The sequence below is a fragment of the Methylobacterium sp. J-001 genome, from assembly GCF_022829565.1.
Classification (GTDB): Bacteria; Pseudomonadota; Alphaproteobacteria; order Rhizobiales; family Beijerinckiaceae; genus Methylobacterium.
In genome coordinates this window covers 57446-79431 of record NZ_JAKSYN010000148.1, presented here as the reverse complement: position 1 = coordinate 79431, position 21986 = coordinate 57446, and the positions used below count along the sequence as shown (strand labels likewise).

Below are 21986 nucleotides of genomic sequence, written 5' to 3'. Positions count from 1 at the left end.
TGGACGCGGCCCGATGGCGAGTTTGAAGGACCTGCGCAACCGCATCACCTCGGTGAAGGCGACGCAGAAGATCACCAAGGCCATGCAGATGGTCGCTGCGGCCAAGCTGCGCCGGGCGCAGATGGCCGCCGAGGCCGGCCGTCCCTTCGCCGAGAAGATGGCTCAGGTGCTCGGCAACCTTGCCGGCAACCTGGTCGGCGGCGTCGGTGCCCCGAAGCTGCTGTCAGGCACGGGTGCTGAGCAGACCCACCTCTTGGTCGTCTGCACCGGCGACCGCGGCCTGTGCGGCGCCTTCAACTCCTCGATCGTCCGCTTGGCGGTCCGGGAATACATCTTGAAGCTTACCGCCGAGGGCAAGACCGTCAAGATCATGACGGTCGGCAAGAAGGGCAACGACCAGCTGCGCCGCCTCTACCGCGACCAAATCGTCGAGAGCATGGATATTCGTGGCAACCGCCCGGTTGATTACGAGTTCGCTGCAGAGATCGCCAACAAGATCCTGGTACGTTTCGAGGCCGGCGAGTTCGACGTCGCGACCCTGTTCTATTCGGAGTTCCGATCAGTGATCTCGCAGGTCCCAACTGCGCAGCGCCTGATCCCGGCGGAGCTTCCGGCGGTCGATACCTCCGCGAAGGCCACCCTCGGCAACGCGGCCCTGGAATTCGAGCCTTCCGAAGAGGCGATCCTCGAGACGCTGCTTCCGAAGAACCTCACCGTGCAGGTCTATCGCGCGCTCTTGGAAAACGCCGCGTCCGAGCAGGGTGCGCGCATGAGCGCCATGGACTCGGCCACCCGCAATGCGGGCGAGATGATCAAGAAGCAGACGCTGATCTACAACCGGACGCGTCAGGCCATGATCACCAAAGAACTCATCGAGATCATCTCGGGCGCGGAAGCTCTCTGAGCCTCCGCGACCTGAACGCACAGCTTGAAGGGTAGGTTTACGATGGCGAACACCGCACTCCCCGGCGCCGGCTCCAACAAGGTCGGTAAGATCACCCAGGTCATCGGCCCCGTGGTCGACGTTCAGTTCGACGGGCATCTGCCCGAAATCCTGAACGCCCTGGAGACCAGGAACAACGGCGCCCGCCTCGTCCTCGAGGTCGCCCAGCAGCTCGGCGAAAGCACCGTGCGCTGCATCGCCATGGACACGTCCGAGGGCCTGACTCGCGGTCAGGAGTGCACGGATACCGGCGAGCCGATCAAGGTGCCGGTGGGCATGAACACCCTGGGCCGGATCATGAACGTCATCGGCGAGCCGATCGACGAGCTCGGCCCGGTGGTATGCGATACCTACCGCGCCATTCACCAGCCGGCCCCGTCCTACGCCGATCAGTCGACCGAGGCGCAGATCCTCGTCACCGGCATCAAAGTCGTGGACCTGCTGGCCCCCTACTCCAAGGGCGGTAAGGTCGGCCTGTTCGGCGGCGCGGGCGTCGGCAAGACCGTGTTGATCATGGAACTGATCAACAACATCGCCAAGGTGCACTCCGGCTATTCCGTGTTTGCCGGCGTCGGTGAGCGCACCCGCGAGGGCAACGATCTCTATCACGAGATGATCGAGTCCAAGGTGAACGTCGACCCGAAGGAGCATGGCGGCTCGGCCGAGGGCTCCAAGTGCGCCCTGGTCTACGGCCAGATGAACGAGTCGCCCGGCGCCCGGTCGCGTGTGGCGCTCACCGGCCTGACCATCGCGGAGCAGTTCCGCGACGAGGGCCAGGACGTGCTGTTCTTCGTAGACAACATCTTCCGCTTCACCCAGGCGGGCTCCGAGGTGTCGGCGCTGCTCGGCCGCATCCCGTCGGCGGTGGGCTACCAGCCGACGCTCGCCACCGACATGGGCGCCCTCCAGGAGCGCATCACCACCACCACCAAAGGTTCGATCACCTCGGTCCAGGCCATCTACGTGCCGGCTGACGATCTGACCGACCCGGCGCCCGCCGCGTCCTTCGCCCACCTCGACGCCACGACCGTCCTGTCGCGCTCGATCGCCGAGAAGGGCATCTACCCGGCGGTGGATCCGCTGGACTCGACCTCGCGCATGCTGTCGCCGGCCATCCTCGGCGAGGAGCATTACGATGTCGCCCGCCGCGTCCAGCAGACCCTGCAGCGCTACAAGGCCCTCCAGGACATCATCGCGATCCTGGGCATGGACGAGCTGTCCGAGGAGGATAAGCTCACCGTCGCCCGTGCCCGCAAGATCGAGCGCTTCTTCTCGCAGCCCTTCACGGTGGCCGAGGTGTTCACCGGTTCGCCGGGCGTGCAGGTGCCGCTGGAAGACACTATCAAGGGCTTCAAGGGTCTGGTGAACGGCGACTACGACGACCTGCCGGAGGCCGCCTTCTACATGGTCGGCACCATCGAGCAGGCCCAGGAGAAGGCCAAGAAGCTGAAGGCGGCGTAAGCTGCTCCCTTCCCTCCCCCTTGCGGGGAGGGGTCGGGGGCGGGGGCGGTTCAGGATTGAGCATTTCGGTGCCGTCTGGACCACCCCCACCTCCACCTTCTCCCCGCAAGGGGAGGAGCGCACGTTGCGGGTTCGGGAAGCTAGAGACCGATGGCCACCTTCCACTTCGATTTCGTCGGCCCTGAGCGGACGCTGTATTCCGGCGAGGTGACCGCCGTTCAGCTGCCTGGAACCGAGGGCGAGATGACCGTGATGCCGGGCCATGCCCCGATCCTGACCTCCCTGCGGGTCGGTGTCATCGTGATCACCGAGAGCCAGGGCAGCGGCAAGCGGATCTACGTCCGCGGCGGCTTTGCTGATATCGGCCCGACCGCCGTCACCGTCCTCGCCGAGCGCGCCGCGCCGATCGAGGAGCTGACCCACGAATCGCTCGACCGGGATATCGAAGCGGCCGAATTGCAGCGCGACGCCACCGAGGATCTGCAGAAGCGGGAAGATCTGAACGGTCAGATCGTCCAGCTCCAAGAGACCAAGGCGCTCCTCAAGCTTTAAGTTTTCGTCTGTCGAGCGCCGTCCAGCGCGCGCATGAGCAGCTCGGCCCGCGCCTCCGCGCCGGTCGGGCATCCGCGCTCGAGCCAGAAAGCCCGAGCTGCGGCTAGGCCCCGGCCGATCGCCGGCCCGGCTGGCAGGCCCGCCGCCACCAGATCCGCTCCCGCCAGCGGAAAGCGCGGTGCCCCCCCTTCCCCGCCTAATGTCTCGAGCGCCTGCCGAGCCTCATCATCCAGAACGGGCCGCGGCTCCCCGGCCAGGATCGCCAGTGTTTCGTTGAGAAGCGTCAGGCCATGCTCGGCCGCGAGGGCTCGCGCCGCCGCCGAACTGATCGCCGCGCGGCCGTGAAGGTCCGCGAGCGCGTCGGCGTATCCAGTCAGCGTCGCATGTTCCGGGTTCGACAGGCGCAGCCGGTCGCGCAGGCGGTCGGCATCGTGCCGACCACCCACCGAAAGCGCCGCGAGTCGCATCACGGGCGCGAGCGAAGCGGCCATCGCTCGATCCAGCCGCCCGAACTCGGCGACGCCGCCTGTGATCTGCTGAAGCAGACCGGTGGCACTCAGGGTACGGACCATCGCCAGACCACCCTGGGCGTCCAGCAGCTTGAAAAATTCCGACCGGACTCGCTCGCGGGACAGTTGGTCCAGCGCGTCCCGGGCGGCGACGCAGGCGATGAGCGCCGCCTCATCCGGCTGCCCGGCGCCGAAACGTGCGTGGAAGCGGAAGAAGCGCAGAATCCGCAAGGCATCCTCGCGGATACGGGTGGCCGGATCCCCGATGAACCGGATCCGCCCCACTTCGAGATCGGCGAGGCCCCCGACCGTGTCATGCAGGCGCCCGTCGGCCCCAAGCGAGAGCGCGTTGACGGTAAAGTCGCGCCGCTCTGCATCCCTGGCGAAATCAGTACCGAAGCGCACGACGGCGTGGCGCCCGTCGGTCTCGACATCTTCGCGGAGGGTGGTGACCTCGATCGGCCCTTGCTCGGTGATGAGGGTGATCGTGCCGTGCTCGATCCCCGTTGGCACCGCCTTCAGGCCCGGCATCGCGCGGGCGGCGGCCATCACTGACTCTGGTAGGAGCGTGGTCGCGAGGTCGATATCGGCGGATGGCTTGCCCAGAAGCGCATCCCGCACGCAGCCGCCGACAAGGCGGGTTTCCGCGTTCGATGCATCCAGGGCCGCGAGCGCGTGATGTACGCCGGGTTGCGCAAGCAAGGCCGTCAAAGCGCCGTGGTTGAGCGGCTGCGTCACTTGAATTCACCCGGCATGAGGCGGCCGTTCTCCATGTGGGTCGGAACGTAGCCGCCGGCCCGGCGCTCCGAGAACAGGCCCTCGTAAACCAGCGTGCCGATCACCACGGCGAGGCCGGCCAGCACCAGGCGGACGATGTGCGGATCCCAATGCACCCGCCGCAGCGGGTTGCGGCCGACCAGCAGAAGGTAGACCACGAATAGCACGAAGGGGATGAGGAAGAGGCCGAACTCTTCGATGAGGCGGCGCAGCATGAGTGTGGGTAGCCTTATCCCTCGGGGTCAGCGTTGGAGCGACGGGCTATCGTTCGCGAAGAACAGCCGGATCGACCCCTCTGTCATCGCATGAGAGCCCCGAAAAACCCGATTCCGCGTTGCCGCATCATGCTTTTGTCTCCGGGTAGAGGCGCTCCCGGAGGTTGTTCAGGATCCCGGCGGTGACACCCCAGATCAGCCGATCCTCGAACGTCAGGGCATAGTACCGGCGTGGCCGCCCCTGCCAGACCCGGGCGTGCAGCACGTAGCGGTCCCGATCCATCAGAACGGACAGCGGCACCTCGAAGACGTCCGCGACCTCGGCGGGATTCGGGGTGAAGCTGGCCTCCGGCGGCACCACACCGATCACCGGGGTCACCAGGAAGCCGGTCCCGGACAGGTACGGGTCGAGATAGCCGAGCAGGCGCACGGATTCGGGCGCAAGCCCGATCTCCTCGTGCGCCTCCCGCAGGGCCGCGTCTGCCGGCCCGGGATCGGCCGGATCGATCTTGCCGCCGGGCAACGCGACCTGCCCGGAATGATCGCGCAGATTGGCCGCGCGCTGGGTCAGCACCAGCCACGGACCGTTCGGCCGGAACACCACCGGTACCAGAACCGCGGCCCGTCGATGCGGGGGCGGCGGGATCACCGCGCTGCCATCCGGGTCGAGGCTGTGGTCGCCTCGGGGATTCGAGGTCGGGTCGTCCGGGCCGGGCGGGTCCGGGGCCAGGTGGGACGCGGCCCGGACGAGAAAATCGGCCAGCGTGTCGCTCACGCGGCCTCGGCCTGTGCGAGCGTATGGAAGGTTCCACCCGCCCAGAGGCCGAGCCATGGCCGCCCGTCGATCACCCGTTCCTCGGCGAGATCGACCAGATCGTAGGTGAGCGCACGGGTCACCAGGGCCAAGAGCCCGCGGCGGACGTGGAGATAGGGCTTCAACGCCCCGTCCGGACCCTGCTCGAAGCGCAGGGCGTGCTCGGAATCGACGCTCACGAGGTCGTCGACATTGGTCCGGAACGAGATCCGCCTGCCCTCCCCCGTCCCGTCGACCGCCATCTCCACGGCGATGAAGGCGGCATCCTCCACGGTGATGCCGACGCTTTCCACCGGGGTGACCAGCACGACTTGCCCATCCGGCTCGCGCCGCAGGATGGTGGCGAACAGCTTGACCAGCTTCTCCCGGCGGATCGGGGAACCGTTGTGGTGCCAGGTGCCGTCGGCGGCGATGCGGATGTCGATGGGGCCGCAATAGGGTGGATTCCAGGTCTCCACCGGCGGCAGCCCGCGCTTGGGCAGATCGCCCAGTGCCGCGCTCAGGCGGCTCAGGGTCGGGTCGGGGGCGGGATCGTCGCTCATGCCGGCGATAGATAGCGCCCCGGAGGCGCCGCAACCATGGCCGGGTGGCCTCTCCTGTTGCCCCAGGCCGAGGCCGACCCGCCAATCCTCAGGCCGGTCCTGCACCCTGCGTGTTCACGTAGACCGCGTAGAGCGATTGGCTGGCGGTCATGAACAGGCGATTCCGTTTCGGGCCGCCGAAGGTGAGGTTGCCGCAGACCTCCGGCAGGCGAATGCGGCCGATCAGCTTGCTCTGCGGGTTCCAGACCGTAACGCCGTTGTAGCCGACCGCCCGGCCGGCATTGCTCGCCGACCAGACATTGCCGTCGACATCGACCCGCATTCCGTCAGGACTGCATTTCACGCCGTCGACGACGCAGTCCGAGAATCTCCGCTGGTTCGAGAGGATGGCACCGGTGCCGACATCGAACGCGTAGATTTCGCCCTTGCCGCCAGGACCGGTATCGCCCGGGCCCTTGCCGGTGGACGAGAGGTAGAGCGTCTTGTGATCGGGCGAGAAGCATAGGCCGTTCGGGTTCGGCACCTGCGCGTCGGTGAGCACCTGGTCGATTCGACCGGTCGGATCGATGCGGTAGAGGGCGCTGGGGAGCGCGCGCTGGCTGGTCCGGAGGCCCGCCGGCTGGCCGAGACGCGGGTTGAGGCGGCCCTGCGGGTTCGATGGGCCGCCAGCCTCGTCCGGAAGCCCTTCGTAGAGGAGCCCGCCATAGGGCGGATCGGTGAACCAGTACGACCCGTCGGCGTGCTGCTCGACGTCGTTCGGCGAATTGAACGGTTTTCCGTCGAAGCTGTCCGCCAGGATCGTGGCGGAACCGTCGAGCTCGTAGCGCACCACCCGCCGGGTGATGTGCTCGCAGGAGATCTGCCGGCCCTGGCGATCGAAGGTGTTGCCGTTGGAATTGCTGCTGTGGCTGCGGAAGACGCTGACATGGCCGTCTTCCTCCAGCCACCGCATCTGTCGGTCGTTCGGAATATCGCTCCAGATCAGAAAGCGACCGAGGCCGTTCCAAGCCGGCCCTTCGGCCCAGAGCCCGCCGGTCCACAGGCGGCGGATGGCGCTGTTGGGAACGATGTAGCGCTCGAAGGACGGATCGATCGTGATCACGTCAGGGTCAGTGAAGTAGGTTGTCGGCGACGCATCGGGCCGGAAATCCCGGGGCGGATTGGTCACGGTGCTCGCTGGTTCGGGCTGGGCGACGGCTCTTGTGGCGGAAGCCAGAACAGCGCCGGCTCCGACAAGTATCGCGCGCCGACTTGGCGCCATGAATTTGGTCTCGACCACATTCATGTGCAATTGCCGCATGATTTTCCTCCCCGTGTGCCGACCGATCGTCGATCTAACGTTTGGCGTCGCGGCATTATGGCGAGGGCGATCTTGGGATCAACCAGGTTTGCGCCGTAGGATCTTCCAGACGCCATCGGCCGACGCCACCAAGCGCGTGCCTTCCCGGACATCGCCGCGCATGAACACCAGGGAGCCGGTGCGCTTGACCACCTGCGGGTGCACCTCGATCCAGTCGCCGAGGCGGCCGACATCGATGAACTTCATCTCGAGCTGAATCGTGACGCAATTGGCGCCGTCGGCAGCCCGCATCGCGGTCTCGCCCAGCGCTCGGTCGGCGAAGCTCATCAGCATGCCGCCATGCACAACGCCGATCAGGTTGGCGTGCTTCTGCTCCGCCCGGAACGCGTAGGCGCCGTCGGCGTCGCGAACATGCAGCGGGCCGACATGGGCGATGAAGCCCTTGTCCTCCACCGTCGTCCAGCCCTCGAATGTGGGATTGAAATCTTTCGGGTCGGTCGTCATCGGCGCACGTGCGTCCTGTCGTGGGGGTTGGCCGGTGCCGGATCTTACGTCCCGCGTGGCTTGGCGCGTCGGGTCGGCGCCTCGGCCAGCGGATCCTCCGGCCATGGGTGGCGCAGATAGCGCCCGCGCATCTCCGCCCGCACCGCCGCCCAGGAACCGCGCCAGAAGCCCGGCAGATCCCGGGTAATCTGGATCGGACGATGGGCCGGCGACAACAGGTGCAGGACGAGGGGCCGGCCACCGGCGGTCGGGTGCCGATCGAGGCCGAACAGCTCCTGCACCCGGACGGCCAGGACCGGTTCGGCTTCGGTGTAGTCGACCGGGATGCGCGAACCGGTTGGCACCTCGACATGGGTCGGTGCCTCGGAATCGAGCCGGCTGCGCAGTTGCCAGGGCAGCAAGTTCTGCAGGGCACCCGCGAGGTCGTCTGTAGTGATGGCGGCCAGCGCATTGCGGCCGATGAGGGCGGGGGCCAGCCAGGTCTCGGCGCTCTCGGCCAGCGCGGCGTCGGACAGGTCCGGCCAATCCCCGCCATCGGCGGCGCGCAGGAATTGCACGCGGGCGCGCCATTGCGACAGGCCAGCGGTCCAGGGCAGGCGATCGAGGCCGAGCCCGACGATGCCGCGGGCGAGGATCGCGGCGGAGTCCGGCTCAGCCGGGATCGGCAGCGGCCGTTCCCCGAGATTGACCGCGCCCAGGCGCCGGACCGCCCGGGCGCGCAGGGCGGCGGCCTGCGGATCGAAGGTCACCTCGGTGCGGGCCTCGATCCGGTCGGCGAAGAGCCGCTCGATCGCCTCGGCACCGATCGCGGCGGCGGCCAGGATGCGGGCATTGCCAGCGGCGCCTATGAGGTCCGCGATCACCAGGTAGGTGTCCCGGGCGAGCGGGCTCGCCGGATCGAGCCGGCCGGCGCGGCCGCTGGCCATGACGAACTCGCCCTCCCGGCCCCGGGCGCGGGCGACCCGGTCGGGATAGGCCAGTGCCAGCAGCGGGCCGGCCGCCTCGCGGTCGTTCTGCTGGGCGCCGCCGGCGATCCGCGCCCAGTTCTCGGAAAGGCGACGCATGTCCGCGGTCCGGCCGCCCCGGTCCCGGCGGAAGCGCTCGACCCGCTCGTCGAGATCGATGCCGTCGCCGCCGAGACCGCGCTCCACCAGCACCGCCGCGAGGTCGGCGGCGGCCCGCGCCTGGTCGATCCCCGCCGCCACCGACACCATCCGGGCGAGCCGGGGCGGCAGCGGCAGGGCGCGCAGCCGCGTGCCGATCTCGGTGAGCCGCCCGTCGCCATCGAGCGCCCCAAGGGCGCCGAGCATGGTGCGGGCCTCCGTGAGCGCGGCGGCGGGGGGCGGGTCGAGGAAGTTGAGCGTGCGCGGATCGGTGACGCCCCAGGCAGCGCAATCGAGCAGCAGCCCGGCGAGGTCGGCCGACAGGATCTCGGGCCTGGTGAAGGGTTCGAGCGCGCTGGTGCCGGCCTCCGACCAGAGCCGCCAGCACAGGCCCGGCTCGGTCCGTCCGGCGCGACCCCGGCGCTGATCCACGGAGGCGCGCGACGCCCGGGCGGTGACCAGCCGGGTCAGGCCGAGGCCCGGCTCGTAGACCGGCACCCGGGCGAGGCCGGAATCGACCACGATCCGGACGCCCTCGATGGTCAGTGAGGTCTCGGCGATGCTGGTGGCTAGCACGACCTTGCGGGTGCCTGGAGGCGCCGGCGCGACAGCGCGGTCCTGCTCGGCCGGGGTGAGCGCACCGTAGAGCGGGGCCAGCTGCACCTCCGGCCCGACTTTTTCGGCGAGAAGATCATGAGTCCTGCGGATCTCGGCCTGGCCCGGCAGGAACACCAGCACCGAGCCAGGATCCGCTCGGAGCGCGCGCAACGTCACCTCGGCGACCGAATCTTCGATCCGCCGATTCGGATCGCGCTCCGCGTAGCGGGTCTCCACCGGGAAAGCCCGGCCCTCGGAGGTTACAACCGGGGCGTCGCCGAGCAGCCGTGCGACCCGGGCGCCATCCAGGGTTGCCGACATGACCAGGATCCGCAGGTCCTCTCGCAGCCCGCTCTGCGCATCGCACGCGAAGGCCAGACCGAGATCGGCGTCGAGGGAGCGTTCGTGGAATTCGTCGAATAGGACCGCTCCGACGCTCGCAAGCTCCGGATCTTCGAGGATCATGCGCGTGAACACGCCCTCGGTCACCACCTCGATCCGGGTCTTCGCCGAGATCTTCGAGCCGAGCCGGACCCGCAGGCCGACCGTCCCGCCCACCGGCTCGCCGAGCGACTGCGCCATCCGGGCGGCCGCGGCCCTGGCCGCGAGGCGGCGCGGTTCCAGCAGGATGATCTTGCGCCCGGCGAGCCAGGGCGCGTCGAGCAAATCGAGGGGAACGCGTGTGGTCTTACCGGCGCCGGGCGGTGCCACCAGCACGGCGGCGTTCCGGGCGGCGAGCGCGTCGCGCAGTTCGGGGAGCACCGCCTCGATCGGCAGTGCGGTAACGGGACCGGCCATCGCCTCGCTGATGGCCCGGCTGGGCGCGAGGTGCAACCACTTGGCCGATCACTTGGCCGATGCGCCTGACGCCGCCGCGGGATCGATACCGATCGGGGCGTTGCGCTCTGGTGGGCACCACAAGTCGGCACGAACCTGCTCCCAACAATCTGGGAGTGAAACGATGCGCTCGGGTTACTACACCTTACTCGCCATGGCGCTGAACGTGGCGCGCTATCCGATTCCCGAGACCGGCCAGCGCCTGCCCCGCCTGCCGGAGTGAACCGCCCTATCCACAGCCCACGTAGAGACGGATGCCCGTTATCCACAGGGTCGACGGGCCGTCCCAACGGAGGCGACGGGGCGTTGACGAAACGTTCACCCTTATGGCTTGTTCTTCCTTCGTTCCGCGCGCAACGAAGGAGACCCTGATGCCGACCCAGGCGATTGCCGCACAGACGGATCATGGCTGCCCGGTAGACGCGATCAGCCGCGCCTATCTCGGCATTGCCGGTGGCGATGCCGGCATCGCGCTCCGCTGCGCGATCGCTGATGCCCTGTCCGACCTGATGGACGCCGAGCGGCGGACCCGAGAGCGTAGCCGTTTAATCTTGCGCGGCTACATCCGCGCGGCGCCGGAGGCCGCCAGCAAGGCGGAAAGCTGAACAGTGGCTGCAAGCGCACTTCAGCTTCGGTCCAGGCAAACCTAGGCATTCTGTCTTCCGTGATCGGGATCGCCCCGAGCGGTCCCGCGCTTCATTCGGAGTCAGGTCATGAGACGGATCGCTGTGCTTTCGGCCGCCGCGCTGATCGGCGCGGGGACCCTCGCTTCCACCGCCGCTGAAGCCCGCGGCGGCGGTGCCATCGCGGCGGGCATCATCGGTGGCCTGGCTGCCGGTGCCCTGATCGGCGCCGCAGCCCAGGCCGCACCCGGCCCCGCCTACTCCTACGGCTCGCCCTACGACGGTTATGGACCGACGCCCGTCGTTGTGCGGCCGCGTCCGGTCTATCGCGCCTACGAGGAGGTGGAGCCGGTCTACGCGACCCGACGGGTCGTCACCTACGAGCGCGTGCCGGTCGGCTACGGTCACCGCCGTTGGCGCGAGGACTGGGATTGCGACGACAGTGACGGTTACGGCCGCCGCTACCGCGGCTGGTGAAGGCGGACCGTACTGGGTCGGCGCAATCGTGACGTTCCGGGCGGTCCGCGTCGCGCTGCCCGGAGCCATGCGTGCCGTGCGCCCTGTTCGGACAAGAAGGCGGATGTGCTCCGTTCGCGGTCTGCGCTGCGCTTAGCCACTGTGTTCGAGCGATGTGCCGACACACTGCAGGGCACGCTTGCACCGAGAGCGCGTACCCGATCGCAGTGTGGTCGGTTACGCTTGCCGACTTATTCGGTATCGGTTCAACGGCTTCGGCGAATCCATGCTTGTCCATGAAGGCAGGACGCGCACCGTCCAGGCGGATCTCAATCTCTCCTGGTCCCTCGCCGCTCTGGCCGGTGCCCTGAACACGGCGGGATTTTACGCCGTTGGCTTCTACGCCTCCAACATGACCGGCAATGTCTCGGCGATCTCGGATCGAGCTGGAACCGGCGACCTTGTCTTGGCCGCCAAGGCGCTGCTCCTCGTTATCCTGTTCGGGCTGGGCGCAGCGACCTCGACGCTCCTGATCCGCCGTCGGCGGCGCCATGCGCGCCACGATGCCTACGCCTACAGCATCTGCGCGGAGGCCATCTTGCTCGTGGCCATCGGCGTCGTCGCCCTGCCGCTCACCGAACCCGCACGCGGCGAGGCCCTGGTGTTCGGCCTCAGTTTCGTCCTCGGCCTGCAGAACGCCGTGGTGACCAAGATCACCGATGCCCGCGTCCGGACCACCCATGTCACCGGCATGGTCACCGATATCGGGATCGAACTCGCGCGGTGGCTGGACCGCAAGGCTGGCGACACCCTGGCCAAACGCTACGACCCGGACAAGCTGCGACTCCACCTGATGACGGTCGGCGCATTCCTCGGCGGCGGCTTGGTGGGCGTTTTGGCCTATCGCACGATTGGCGTGGGGCTGCTGTTCGCCGCTGCGGGGATCCTGGCGCTGCTGGCGGTTCCAGTGCTCGGCGCCCGCCGCTCGGCCCCGGCGGAATGACGGGCGCCGCGATTAAGCCGTGATGTCGAGGAGCTGCCCGCTCATGCGGTCGGCAGTGCGCGCCACGGCGGCGTTCAACGCGAAGGATGTCCGCGACCCGATCAGGTCGGCGACGGTGCTGGACAGGTCGACCTGCGCGGCGGGCGGTAGGCTCGCATCCTCGGCCGGTGCGCCGATCTCGGCAACTTTTTGGGCTGCCGTCCCGAGCCGATCGGTCGCCCGGGTCATGCCGGCGGTGGCCGTCTGAAGCGCGTCGATCATCGTTGGGTCTCCTGTCGCTCAGTCTGACACGGAGATGCGACGCGACGGTTAGGCGAATCGCTAAAATGCGCGGGATTGCATCGATCCGGTAAACGGTTGTGGTGCGGACGGCGGGACTCGAACCCGCACGGCCTTGCGGCCGCAAGATTTTAAGTCTCGTGCGTCTACCGGTTCCGCCACGTCCGCATGGCTCCCTCGGTAGCTGCGCCGACGCTTGCGATCAAGCGGGGGGCGTCCAGCCGTAGAGCCAGGCGTAGCGGTCGCGCATGCCGTCCGGGCCGAGGCGACGCATCACCGTGTTGCGGGCGAAGCCGACGAGGCGGCCGGCATGGTAGGTCCGGCCGTTGGAGCGGGCCGCCCATTGCACCCGCCGCACCCGGGCTGTCCGGTCGGCCGAATAGGCTGCGAGCGCTGCGGGGACGTGGGCGTGGTCCGCCAAGGCCCGCCGGAGCACGGCCGCATCCTCGATGGCTAGGGCGGCCCCCTGCGCCAGGTAGGGCAGGACCGGATGCGCCGCGTCGCCGATCAGCGCCACGCGGCCTGCGGCCAGCGGGCGGGCCACGGCCCGGTCGGCCAGCGACCAGACGAGCCAGGAATCGGGCAGGCTCAACAGGTCGCGCAGCGGCCCCGCGCAGCCGCGCAGATGCGCGCGCAGCACGGCGGGCTCGCCGAGGCGGCCCCAATCCTCGTCGCCCACCGCCTCGGGCACCACCGCCACGACATTGAGAAAGCGGCCCCCCCGCACCGGGTAATGGACGACGTGCCGGCCCCGGCCGAGCCACAGGCCCGTGGTCGGGCCCTGGAACGCTTCCGGCACCGCCTCGCTCGGGATCAGGGCACGCCACGCCGCCGCCCGGCCCGGTCTCATGGGCGCCGCGTCGAGATGGCCGCGCAGGCGCGAACGCAACCCGTCGGCGCCGATCACGAGGTCGAACGGCAGGGTCTGGGCGCCGCCGCTGCTCTCGGCGGTCAGGACGGCGCCCGCGTCGGTCTCGGCCAAACCGGTTATGTCGCGCCCCATCATCAGGCGGATTGCCGGTCGGCTCCGCAGGGCATCGAGCAGCAAGGTTTGCAGGTCGGCCCGGTGAATCACGTAATAGGGCGCGCCGAAGCGCTGCTGAGCCGCCATGCCGAGGGCCACGCCGCCAATGCGGCGGCCGCTCTCCAGGGCGCGCACCTCCACCCCCGGCGGCTCGCTCGCCGCCCGGCGCAGGGCCGCCGAGAGGCCGAGATCGGCCAGCACCCGGCTCGCGTTCGGGGAGATCTGGATTCCAGCCCCGACCTCGCTGAAGCCGGTGCGGCGCTCGACCACCGTGACGGCGTGCCCGGCATCCGACAGGGCCAGGGCCGCGGTCAGACCGCCGATCCCGGCCCCGACGATCCCGATCTCCAAGGGCGTTCGACTGTCTGAGGGCAAGGGAGGGGGCGCTACTCCGCGGCGACGGCGGCGGCGTCGTGCCAGACGCAGGCCTGCGGATCGGCCTCGTCGGCCTTCAGGCCGGCGCGGTAGCGATAAAGCGTCGAGCAGTACTGGCAGATGATCTCGGTGTCGGCGCCCATGTCGAGGAAGACGTGCGGGTGATCGAACGGCGGCAGCGCGCCGATGCACATGAATTCCTTCACCCCGACCGCGATCACCGGCACGCCCGGCTCGTTGTGGAAGTGCGGTACCGCCTTGCCTGCCATACGGCCCTCGCCTGACCCGCACCCATCCGCGCGGGCGAATCTGCCCGGGCGCTCCGGGGCACCTCGCGGCCGCTTATGCCGCCAGCCCCGCGGCCCGCGCAAGCCTCCCCCGCCGCGCACCCGCGCTCCGTCCGACGCACGCGGCTTGGCCTGCCGCGCCCCGCACCGTACATAGGTCGAGCACCCGATTTACGACGCCGCAAAAAGTCTCGACGATGCAACAGGAACAGGCCACTGCGCAGGGCACGCGCCGCGCGCCGGAGCCGCCGATCCACGGCCCCGAGGGATTCGAGGGCATGCGCCGGGCCGGGCGCCTGACCGCCGAGGCTTTGGACGTCCTGATGGAGGCGACCCAGCCCGGCGTCACCACTGAGGAGCTCGACAAGCTCGCCTACGAATTCGCCATGGATCACGGCGCCTATCCGGCCTCGCTGCTGTATCGCGGCTATCCGAAATCAATCTGTACCTCGATCAACCACGTGGTCTGCCACGGCATTCCGAACGACAAGCCCCTGCGTGAGGGCGACATCATCAATCTGGATTGCTGCCTGATCCTCGACGGCTGGCACGGCGATTCGAGCCGGATGGCCTATGTCGGCGAGGTTCCCCGCAAGGCGCAGCGCCTGTGCGAGATCACCTACGAGGCGTTGATGCGCGGCGTCGCGGCGGTGAAGCCCGGCGGCTCGACCAACGATATCGGCCGGGCGATCCAGACCTTCGCCGAGAGCGAGCGCTGCTCGGTGGTGCGCGACTTCTGTGGCCACGGCCTCGGGCGGATCTACCATGACGCACCGACGATCCTGCATTACGTCGAGGCGAGCTACGACGTGCCGTTGAAGCCAGGCCAATTCTTCACCATCGAGCCGATGATCAATCTCGGCCGCCCGGCCGTGAAGGTGCTGGGCGACGGTTGGACGGCCGTGACCCGCGACCGGTCGCTCTCCGCCCAGTTCGAGCATACGGTGGCGGTGACCGAGACCGGCGTCGAGATCTTCACGATCTCGCCCAAGGGCCTGCACCAGCCCATCAATCCGGCGGCCTGACCGGCTGTGGCTCGGGAGGACGGCGCGGCGGGGTTTTTCTCCGAGAGCGCCATGCCCTCCGCGAAGGAGGCGCCGCATTATCACGGTCATCGTGATCGCCTGCGGGAGAAATTCGCGGCGGTTGGCGATGCCCTGACGGATTACGAGCTGCTGGAGCTGGTCCTGTTCCGGGCGATTCCCCGGCGGGACGTGAAGCCCCTGGCCAAGGCGCTGGTCGCCCGCTTTGGCAGCTTTGCCGAGGTGCTGAGCGCCGCGCCGGCCCGGCTGATGGAAGTCGAGGGCGTGAGCGCCGGGGTCGCCGCCGACCTCAAGGTGATCGAGGCCGCCGGGCGGCGGCCCGCCCGGGGCGCGATCCGCGAGCGCGATCTGCTCAATTCCTGGAGCGCGCTCCACGACTATCTGCGCGCCACGATGGCCTTCGCGCCGCGCGAGGAATTCCGCGTCCTGTTCCTGGACAAGCGCAACCAGCTCATCGCCGATGAGGTGCAGGGACGCGGCACCGCGGATCATACACCGGTCTATCCCCGGGAGGTCGCCCGCCGGGCCCTGGAGCTTTCGGCCACCGCGATCATCCTGGCTCACAACCACCCGTCGGGCGATCCCAATCCATCGGCAGCCGACGTTGCGATGACCCGCGAGATCGTTTCGGTGCTGGCACCACTCAAAATTGTGGTGCACGACCATGTCATCCTGGGTCGAAACGGACATGCCAGCCTGAAAGGCCTCAAGCTGTTCTGATCTTCCTGTGATCTTGAGCGTTGTCGACCACGGGTATAGCCCTGGTGGCTGGCGCGCCTCTTGCCTGAAGAGCAGGAGCGTGAGGGAGAATCGGAATGGCGTTGACGGCCTTCGACGAGATGAACGGGATCGGCAACGGCGCCGCCGATCCGGCCGCCGTCCGAGACGCCTACGGCAAGCTGAAGAACTGGCTCGAGACCACCCCGCCCGAGCATTTCAACACCCGCCGCAGCCAGGCCGAGCTGCTGTTCCGCCGGATCGGCATCACCTTCGCGGTCTACGGCGACAACGAATCGACCGAGCGGCTGATCCCGTTCGACATCATCCCCCGGGTGATCACCAAGCCGGAATGGGATTTCCTCGAGCGCGGGCTCAAGCAGCGGGTGACCGCGATCAACCTGTTCCTGAAGGACGTCTACGGCGCCCAGGAATGCATCAAGGCCGGCATCATCCCGGCCGATCTCGTCTACAGGAACGCCCATTACCGGATGGAGATGCGCTCGTTCCGGGTGCCCCACGACCTCTATGTCCACGTGGCCGGGATCGATATCGTCCGCACCGGCGAGAAGGACTTCTTCGTCCTCGAGGACAATGCCCGGATCCCGTCCGGGGTCTCCTACATGCTGGAGAACCGGGAGGTGATGCTGCGCCTGTTCCCGGACCTGTTCTCCAAGCACCGGGTCGCCCCGGTCGAGAACTACCCGGACGCCCTGCTCGCCACCCTGCGCAGCCTCGCTCCGGGCTCGGCCACTCGCGACCCGACCGTAGTGCTGCTGACCCCCGGCCGCTACAATTCCGCCTTCTACGAGCACTCGTTTTTGGCTGATAAGCTCGGCGTCGAGCTGGTGGAGGCCTCCGACCTCTTCACCAAGGACGACGTCGTGTACATGCGCACCACCGAGGGGCCGCGCCGGGTCGACGTGATCTACCGCCGCCTCGACGACGATTTCCTGGATCCCCTCGTATTCCGGCCGGATTCGGTGCTCGGCGTGCCGGGCCTGATGAACGCCTATGAGCGCGGTTCCGTGACACTAGCCAACGCGGTCGGGACCGGCATCTCGGACGACAAGGCGGTCTACAGCTACATGCCGGAAATCGTGAAATTCTTCACCGGCGAGGAGCCGATCCTGCACAACGTGCCGACCTATCGCTGCCGCGAGAAGGAGTCCTTCGCCTACGTGATGGACAACCTGTCCGAGCTGGTGGTGAAGGAGGTCAACGGGTCGGGCGGCTACGGCATGCTGGTCGGGCCGCATGCGAGCAAGCGCGAGATCGAGGATTTCGCCAAGAAGCTGAAGCACGCACCGGACGGCTTCATCGCCCAGCCGACCCTGTCGCTCTCGACCTGCCCGACCTTCGTGGCCTCCGGGGTCGCCCCACGCCACGTCGACCTGCGGCCCTTCGTGCTGTGCGGCGCCGACCAGATCCGCATCGTGCCCGGCGGGCTGACCCGGGTCGCGTTGAAGGAAGGGTCTTTGGTCGTCAATTCCAGCCAGGGCGGTGGTACGAAGGATACCTGGGTGCTCGACGCCTGAGGGAGCTGCCGCTCCCCGCCATCAGACGCGCCGCCTGCCGCCGAGCCCATCCGAGTCGCAAACCATGCTGTCCAGGACTGCCGACAACCTCTTCTGGCTCTCGCGCTACGTGGAGCGCGCCGACTTCGTCGCGCGTATCCTCGACGCGGCGCACCGGCTGGCCTCGCTGCCCACGAGCTATGGCGGCGGCGAGACCAACGAGTGGGAATCCGCCCTCGCCTCGGCCGGCGACCCGGACCTGTTCAAGCCGCACTACAGTGTGGTCAACGCCGACACGGTCTGCGATTTCCTGGCGTTCAGCCCGCACAACCCGTCGTCGATCCGCTCCTGCATCGAGTCGGCCCGCGAGAATGCCCGCTCGGTCCGTACCGCGCTCACCACCGAGATGTGGGACGCGATCAACGGGGCCTGGCTGGAGCTGCGCAACTACGCCGGCAAGGAACTCAGCCGTGACGAGTTCGGCCGGTTCCTCGACTGGGTGAAAACCGTCTCGCTGACCTTCGACGGCTCGGCCTTCCGGACGATGCTGCGCAACGACGCCTTCTGGTTCACCCGCCTCGGGACGGCGATCGAGCGCGCCGACAACACCGCCCGCATCCTCGACGTGAAGTACCAGATCCTGCTGCCGCAGAACGAGACGGTTGGGGGCAGCCTCGATTATTTCCAATGGACCACGATCCTGCGCGAGGTCTCGGCCTTCAACGCCTATCACTGGGTCTATCGCGAGAGCGTCAAGCCGCTGCTGGTGGCCGACCTCCTGATGCTCAACAAGCAGATGCCGCGCTCGTTTGCCAATTGCTACGGCGTGATCGTCGAGTATCTCGACCTCATCGCCGATGCCTATGGAAGGCGCGGCCCGAGCCAGCGCCTGGCGGGCAACATGCTGGCCAAGCTCGACAGCGAGGATATCGACCGCGTGTTCAACTCGGGGCTCCACGAGTTCGTCGAGGCGTTCATCGCGGAGAACAACAGGGTGGGCGAAGCCATCGCCAAGCAGTATCTGGTCGGCTGAACAGGACGGACAGGCCCGGCGCATGCGCATCCGCGTGGTCCACGAGACCATCTACACCTACGAGCAGCCGGCCCGCGGGCTCGTGCAGGTCATGCGCCTGACGCCGCGGGACCATGACGGGCAATATGTCCGCACCTGGCGGATCGACACTTCCATCGATGGGCGGCTCACCGCCCGCGAGGACGGCTTCGGCAACATCGTCCACTGGTTCACCCCGGACGCGCCGGCGGATGCGCTGACCATCCGGGTCACCGGGTCGGTCGATACCGAGGACACCCACGGGGTGGTTCGCGGGACGGTCGAGCGCCTGCCGGACGCGTTCTATCTGCGGGACACGGATCTGTGCGCGACCAGCGCCGACCTGCAGATCTTCGCCGAGCGGGTCGCGACCGATGGGGACGGCACGCCGCTCGCGGTGCTGCATCGCCTGCGCGGCGCTGTGCCAGAGGCGGTGGCCTACGAGGCCGGGCCAGCCGCCAACGCCGTGCCCGCCAACAAGGCGTTCGCTGCCGGCAAAGGCGTCTGCCAGGATCTGACGCACGTCTTCATCGCCGCCGCCCGCCATCTCGGAATCCCGGCCCGCTACGTCGCCGGTTATCGTGCCCGCGACGACGGCGAGGCCGATGTCGAGGCCCCGCATGGTTGGGCCGAAGCCCTGGTGCCGGATCTCGGCTGGGTGGCGTTCGATCCGTGCTACGAGAACGCACCGTCGGACGGATACATCCGTGTCGCCACGGGCCTGGACTATCTGGGCGCGGCGCCGATACGCGGCAGTCGTACCGGCGGCGGCACCGAGACACTGGACGTCAAGCTCCGCGTCGAGCAAGGCAGAGGCGCCGCTCAATCCTGATTCCCGAAAGACGGGCCGCCGGCTGGACGACAGCCGGAGGCCATTCGCGAGAGCCCGAAAGCCATGACCTACTGCGTCGGTGTCCTCGTCGAGGAGGGGCTCGTGATGGTCGCCGACACCCGTACCAATGCGGGGCTCGACGACATCTCCACCTACCGAAAGCTCCACCATTTCAATGTGCCGGGTGAGCGGGTGATGATGCTGGCCTCGGCCGGCAACCTGTCGATCACCCAGTCGGTCCTGAGCCTGTTGCAGGAAGGCGTGCCCGGCGACGAAGGCGAGCCGGCCGAGAAGCTTATCGAAGCGCCGACGATGTTTCAGGCGGCGCAGCTCATCGGCCGCGCCATTCGGCGGGTCCGGGCGATCGAGAAGGACGGGTTCGAAGCGGCCAGCATCCGGTTCTCGATCTCCCTGCTGTTCGGCGGCCAGATCGCCGGCGAGGATATGCGGCTGTTCCTCATCTACTCGGCCGGCAACTTCATCGAGTGCAGTACCGATGCGCCGTTCCTCCAGATCGGCGAGCACAAATACGGCAAGCCGATCCTCGACCGCGCGGTGAAGTTCGAGAGCGACCTCTACGACGCCCTGAAGGTCAGCCTCGTCTCGATGGATTCGACCATGCGGTCGAATCTCGGCGTCGGCCTGCCGATCGACATCGCGGTGGCTCGCCGGGGTGCCCTCGACTTGGAAGTGAACCACCGGATCGAGGCCGGCGAAGGCTATTTCCACGATCTGCGCGAGCGCTGGTCGGCGGCGCTCCGGGCTGCGCATCGGGCGATCCCGCGCCCACCCTACGGGCCGGCCGCGAAACAGGGCTAGATTGCCGGGTCGAATTCGTTTGCGGCGGCGTGTCCCATGGAGCGTGTGTAATCCTCCCAGAGTGCAGCGTAGAGCGGAACCGTTTCGAGCAGATCCTCGTGCCGGCCCTCGGCGAGTAGGCGGCCGGCATCGAGGACGAGAATCCGGTCGGCTTGGCGTGCGGCGGCCAAGTGGTGCGTGACGAGGATCAGCAGCCGCTCGCGGCCCCAGACGGTGAGGTTCCGCTCCATCGCCAGGGCGGCTTCCGGATCGAGGAAGGCGGTCGGTTCGTCGAGGAGCGCTACCGGCGGGTTGCGGATCACCGCCCGGGCGATGGACAGGCGCTGGCGCTGACCGCCGGACAGGGTCCGGCCACCCTCGCCGAGGGGCGTATAGAGGCCGCTGGGCAGGCTTTCGACCAGCGCCCGCAGGCCGGCGAAGTCCAGCGCTGCATCGAGCGCTGCGGAGTCCGTGTGCTGGCCGGCGAGATTCTCGCGCACGCTCCCGGAGAACAGCACCGTATCCTGGTCCACGGTGCCGATCTGGCCCCGCAGCCAGCGGGGATCGTAGTCGCGCAGATCCGCGCAGCCGATCTCGACCCGGCCGGTATAGTCCCGCTGCAGGCCGAGCAGGATCCGCAGTAGCGTCGACTTGCCCGAGCCGTTGCGACCGACGATGGCGACGATCCCGCGCTCCGGCAGGGTGACGCTGAAATTCTGCAGGGCCGGCCGCGTGGTGCCCGGATAGGTCAGCGAGACGCGATCGAGCCGGATCCCGCCTGGGCCGATCCGGCGCACGGGTGGATGGCGGTTCGCCCGCTCGCGAGGCAGGTCGAGGAAGCGGCCGATCTCCCGGAGCGCGACGTTCACCTCCTGGGTCATGCGCAGGATGTCGGCGCTGCTCAGGAGCGGGCCGGTTATCCGGGCCGACACCACCTGGATCGCCAGGAACTCGCCGACTGTCAGGTGCCCTCCATAGATGCGCCAGCAGCCGACGCCGATCACCAGCAGCGTCATGGCCCGGGAGACCGCCTGCGACCGGAGCCCGTATCGGCGTTGCAGGTCCATCACACTGCTCAATTCGCTGAGCATGGTGTCCGTCACTGCATTCCAGCGCCGCATGCGACCGGCCTCCAGCGCGAGCGCCTTCACCGTGGGCAGGCCGGTCACGCTCTCCGCGAGGGTGCCGTCGCGGACGCCCAACGCCGTGTAAAAAGCTTTCGCGGATTTCCAGATGCCGCTGATCTGGTTGCTGGCAACCACGATGATGATGGGCGCCGCGACGACGAGGACGGTCCCGACGACCACGTTGTAGTGGACGACGAGGCCGAACGCGACGAGGGCGCCGCCGGCGTCGATCACCGTGTTCGGCACCTGATGCAGGACGAAGTCCCGGATTTTCGTGATCTGTTGGAAGTGGTTCAGGACGTCACCGGACTTGAAGCCGGCGCCGTCGATTCGCACCCGCAGCAAGTGCGCGAAGACCCGGCGCGACATCCGTCGGTCGAGGAAGATTGCGAGTTCGATGATCAGGCGACCGCGGAACGCGGTGAGCAATACCTCCGCGCCGATCGACAGGATGGCGAGGACTGCCACACCGAGCAGGGGGAGGTCGGCCCTCCCGGCCACGATCGCGTCGACGATCCGCTGGGTCGCCACCGGGAAGACCAGCCCGACGCCGTAGCTGGCCGCGACGGCGAGCAGCAGCCGGACGACCTGTCGCCGGCGCAACGCGAGGGAACGGCCGAGCCAGCGCCAGCCAAAGGACGATCGGTCTGTCCGCAACGTCACCCCCCCGAATCGGGGGCGGATTGAGGCATACATTCTC

23 protein-coding genes and 1 tRNA gene are annotated in these 21986 nt (G+C 68.2%); 12 read left to right on the top strand and 12 right to left on the bottom strand.

Going from position 1 to position 21986, the window contains the following annotated elements; all coding sequences use genetic code 11:
• Positions 1 to 13: 13 nt before the first annotated feature.
• The 3 genes from MKK65_RS19185 to MKK65_RS19175 all read left to right on the top strand — a co-directional run bounded on the left by MKK65_RS19185 (position 14) and on the right by MKK65_RS19175 (position 2956).
• Positions 14 to 904: a F0F1 ATP synthase subunit gamma gene (locus MKK65_RS19185; RefSeq protein WP_243959765.1), complete on the top strand. Its 891-nt coding sequence runs from the start codon at positions 14 to 16 to the stop codon at positions 902 to 904.
• 42 nt (positions 905 to 946) lie between these two features.
• On the top strand, positions 947 to 2404 hold the full coding sequence (gene atpD, locus MKK65_RS19180) for a F0F1 ATP synthase subunit beta (protein WP_243959763.1): 1458 nt from the start codon (positions 947 to 949) through the stop codon (positions 2402 to 2404).
• A gap of 150 nt (positions 2405 to 2554) precedes the next feature.
• Positions 2555 to 2956, top strand: a complete 402-nt coding sequence (locus tag MKK65_RS19175; protein WP_243959762.1) for a F0F1 ATP synthase subunit epsilon — start codon at positions 2555 to 2557, stop codon at positions 2954 to 2956.
• Here MKK65_RS19175 and MKK65_RS19170 read toward each other — a convergent pair.
• The 7 genes from MKK65_RS19170 to hrpB form a co-directional block, all read right to left on the bottom strand.
• Positions 2953 to 4203, bottom strand: coding sequence for a CCA tRNA nucleotidyltransferase (locus MKK65_RS19170; RefSeq protein ID WP_243959759.1), 1251 nt, complete (start codon positions 4201 to 4203; stop codon positions 2953 to 2955). The genes MKK65_RS19175 and MKK65_RS19170 overlap by 4 nt on opposite strands.
• Entirely contained in the window at positions 4200 to 4457 is a 258-nt protein-coding gene (locus MKK65_RS19165) for a DUF6111 family protein (RefSeq protein WP_243959757.1), read from the bottom strand. The genes MKK65_RS19170 and MKK65_RS19165 overlap by 4 nt, the downstream gene beginning before the upstream one ends.
• Before the next feature lie 127 nt (positions 4458 to 4584).
• Entirely contained in the window at positions 4585 to 5232 is a 648-nt protein-coding gene (locus tag MKK65_RS19160; protein WP_243959755.1) for a CoA pyrophosphatase, read from the bottom strand.
• Complete coding sequence (locus MKK65_RS19155; protein ID WP_243959753.1) at positions 5229 to 5813, bottom strand: DUF1285 domain-containing protein; 585 nt, start codon at positions 5811 to 5813, stop codon at positions 5229 to 5231. Before MKK65_RS19155 ends, MKK65_RS19160 begins: the two co-directional genes overlap by 4 nt.
• An 88-nt stretch (positions 5814 to 5901) precedes the next feature.
• Entirely contained in the window at positions 5902 to 7113 is a 1212-nt protein-coding gene (locus tag MKK65_RS19150; protein WP_243959751.1) for an SMP-30/gluconolactonase/LRE family protein, read from the bottom strand.
• Positions 7114 to 7191: 78 nt separating this feature from the next.
• Positions 7192 to 7617, bottom strand: a complete 426-nt coding sequence (locus MKK65_RS19145) for a PaaI family thioesterase (RefSeq protein ID WP_243959749.1) — start codon at positions 7615 to 7617, stop codon at positions 7192 to 7194.
• A gap of 44 nt (positions 7618 to 7661) precedes the next feature.
• On the bottom strand, positions 7662 to 10115 hold the full coding sequence (gene hrpB / locus MKK65_RS19140; RefSeq protein WP_243959748.1) for an ATP-dependent helicase HrpB: 2454 nt from the start codon (positions 10113 to 10115) through the stop codon (positions 7662 to 7664).
• Between the two features lie 410 nt (positions 10116 to 10525).
• Here hrpB and MKK65_RS19135 point away from each other — a divergent pair, with 410 nt between their 5' ends.
• The 3 genes from MKK65_RS19135 to MKK65_RS19125 all read left to right on the top strand — a co-directional run bounded on the left by MKK65_RS19135 (position 10526) and on the right by MKK65_RS19125 (position 12236).
• Entirely contained in the window at positions 10526 to 10759 is a 234-nt protein-coding gene (locus MKK65_RS19135) for a hypothetical protein (RefSeq protein ID WP_243959746.1), read from the top strand.
• 108 nt (positions 10760 to 10867) lie between these two features.
• Positions 10868 to 11254 (top strand): hypothetical protein, encoded by a 387-nt coding sequence (locus MKK65_RS19130; protein WP_243959744.1) that lies wholly within the window; start codon positions 10868 to 10870, stop codon positions 11252 to 11254.
• Positions 11255 to 11519: 265 nt separating this feature from the next.
• Entirely contained in the window at positions 11520 to 12236 is a 717-nt protein-coding gene (locus MKK65_RS19125; RefSeq protein ID WP_243959742.1) for a YoaK family protein, read from the top strand.
• Between the two features lie 12 nt (positions 12237 to 12248).
• Here the strand turns inward: MKK65_RS19125 and MKK65_RS19120 are convergent, their stop codons facing one another.
• From MKK65_RS19120 to MKK65_RS19105, 4 genes are all read right to left on the bottom strand, one after another.
• The gene (locus MKK65_RS19120; protein ID WP_243959740.1) at positions 12249 to 12497 is read right to left on the bottom strand and encodes a flagellar protein; all 249 of its coding nucleotides are present in this window, start codon (positions 12495 to 12497) and stop codon (positions 12249 to 12251) included.
• 99 nt (positions 12498 to 12596) lie between these two features.
• Positions 12597 to 12683: transfer RNA gene (locus MKK65_RS19115), tRNA-Leu, on the bottom strand.
• Between the two features lie 34 nt (positions 12684 to 12717).
• Positions 12718 to 13914 carry an FAD-dependent monooxygenase gene (locus MKK65_RS19110; protein ID WP_243959737.1) on the bottom strand — a complete coding sequence of 399 codons (1197 nt, stop codon included), beginning with the start codon at positions 13912 to 13914 and terminating at the stop codon, positions 12718 to 12720.
• Positions 13915 to 13925: 11 nt separating this feature from the next.
• Positions 13926 to 14183, bottom strand: coding sequence for a zinc-finger domain-containing protein (locus tag MKK65_RS19105; RefSeq protein ID WP_050732645.1), 258 nt, complete (start codon positions 14181 to 14183; stop codon positions 13926 to 13928).
• 215 nt (positions 14184 to 14398) lie between these two features.
• Between MKK65_RS19105 and map the strand changes: the two genes are divergently transcribed.
• From map to MKK65_RS19075, 6 genes are all read left to right on the top strand, one after another.
• Positions 14399 to 15226, top strand: a complete 828-nt coding sequence (map, locus tag MKK65_RS19100) for a type I methionyl aminopeptidase (protein WP_058190446.1) — start codon at positions 14399 to 14401, stop codon at positions 15224 to 15226.
• Positions 15227 to 15277: 51 nt separating this feature from the next.
• The gene (gene radC, locus MKK65_RS19095) at positions 15278 to 15964 is read left to right on the top strand and encodes a RadC family protein (RefSeq protein WP_243959735.1); all 687 of its coding nucleotides are present in this window, start codon (positions 15278 to 15280) and stop codon (positions 15962 to 15964) included.
• Between the two features lie 95 nt (positions 15965 to 16059).
• Positions 16060 to 17499: a circularly permuted type 2 ATP-grasp protein gene (locus MKK65_RS19090; protein ID WP_058190444.1), complete on the top strand. Its 1440-nt coding sequence runs from the start codon at positions 16060 to 16062 to the stop codon at positions 17497 to 17499.
• A gap of 64 nt (positions 17500 to 17563) precedes the next feature.
• On the top strand, positions 17564 to 18511 hold the full coding sequence (locus MKK65_RS19085) for an alpha-E domain-containing protein (protein ID WP_058190443.1): 948 nt from the start codon (positions 17564 to 17566) through the stop codon (positions 18509 to 18511).
• 22 nt (positions 18512 to 18533) lie between these two features.
• Entirely contained in the window at positions 18534 to 19361 is an 828-nt protein-coding gene (locus MKK65_RS19080) for a transglutaminase domain-containing protein (RefSeq protein WP_058190442.1), read from the top strand.
• 63 nt (positions 19362 to 19424) lie between these two features.
• Complete coding sequence (locus MKK65_RS19075; protein ID WP_058190441.1) at positions 19425 to 20180, top strand: hypothetical protein; 756 nt, start codon at positions 19425 to 19427, stop codon at positions 20178 to 20180.
• On the opposite strand, the gene MKK65_RS19070 is transcribed toward MKK65_RS19075, so the two are convergent.
• Positions 20177 to 21949 carry a peptidase domain-containing ABC transporter gene (locus MKK65_RS19070; protein ID WP_243959733.1) on the bottom strand — a complete coding sequence of 591 codons (1773 nt, stop codon included), beginning with the start codon at positions 21947 to 21949 and terminating at the stop codon, positions 20177 to 20179. The genes MKK65_RS19075 and MKK65_RS19070 overlap by 4 nt on opposite strands.
• Between the last annotated feature and the right edge of the window lie 37 nt (positions 21950 to 21986).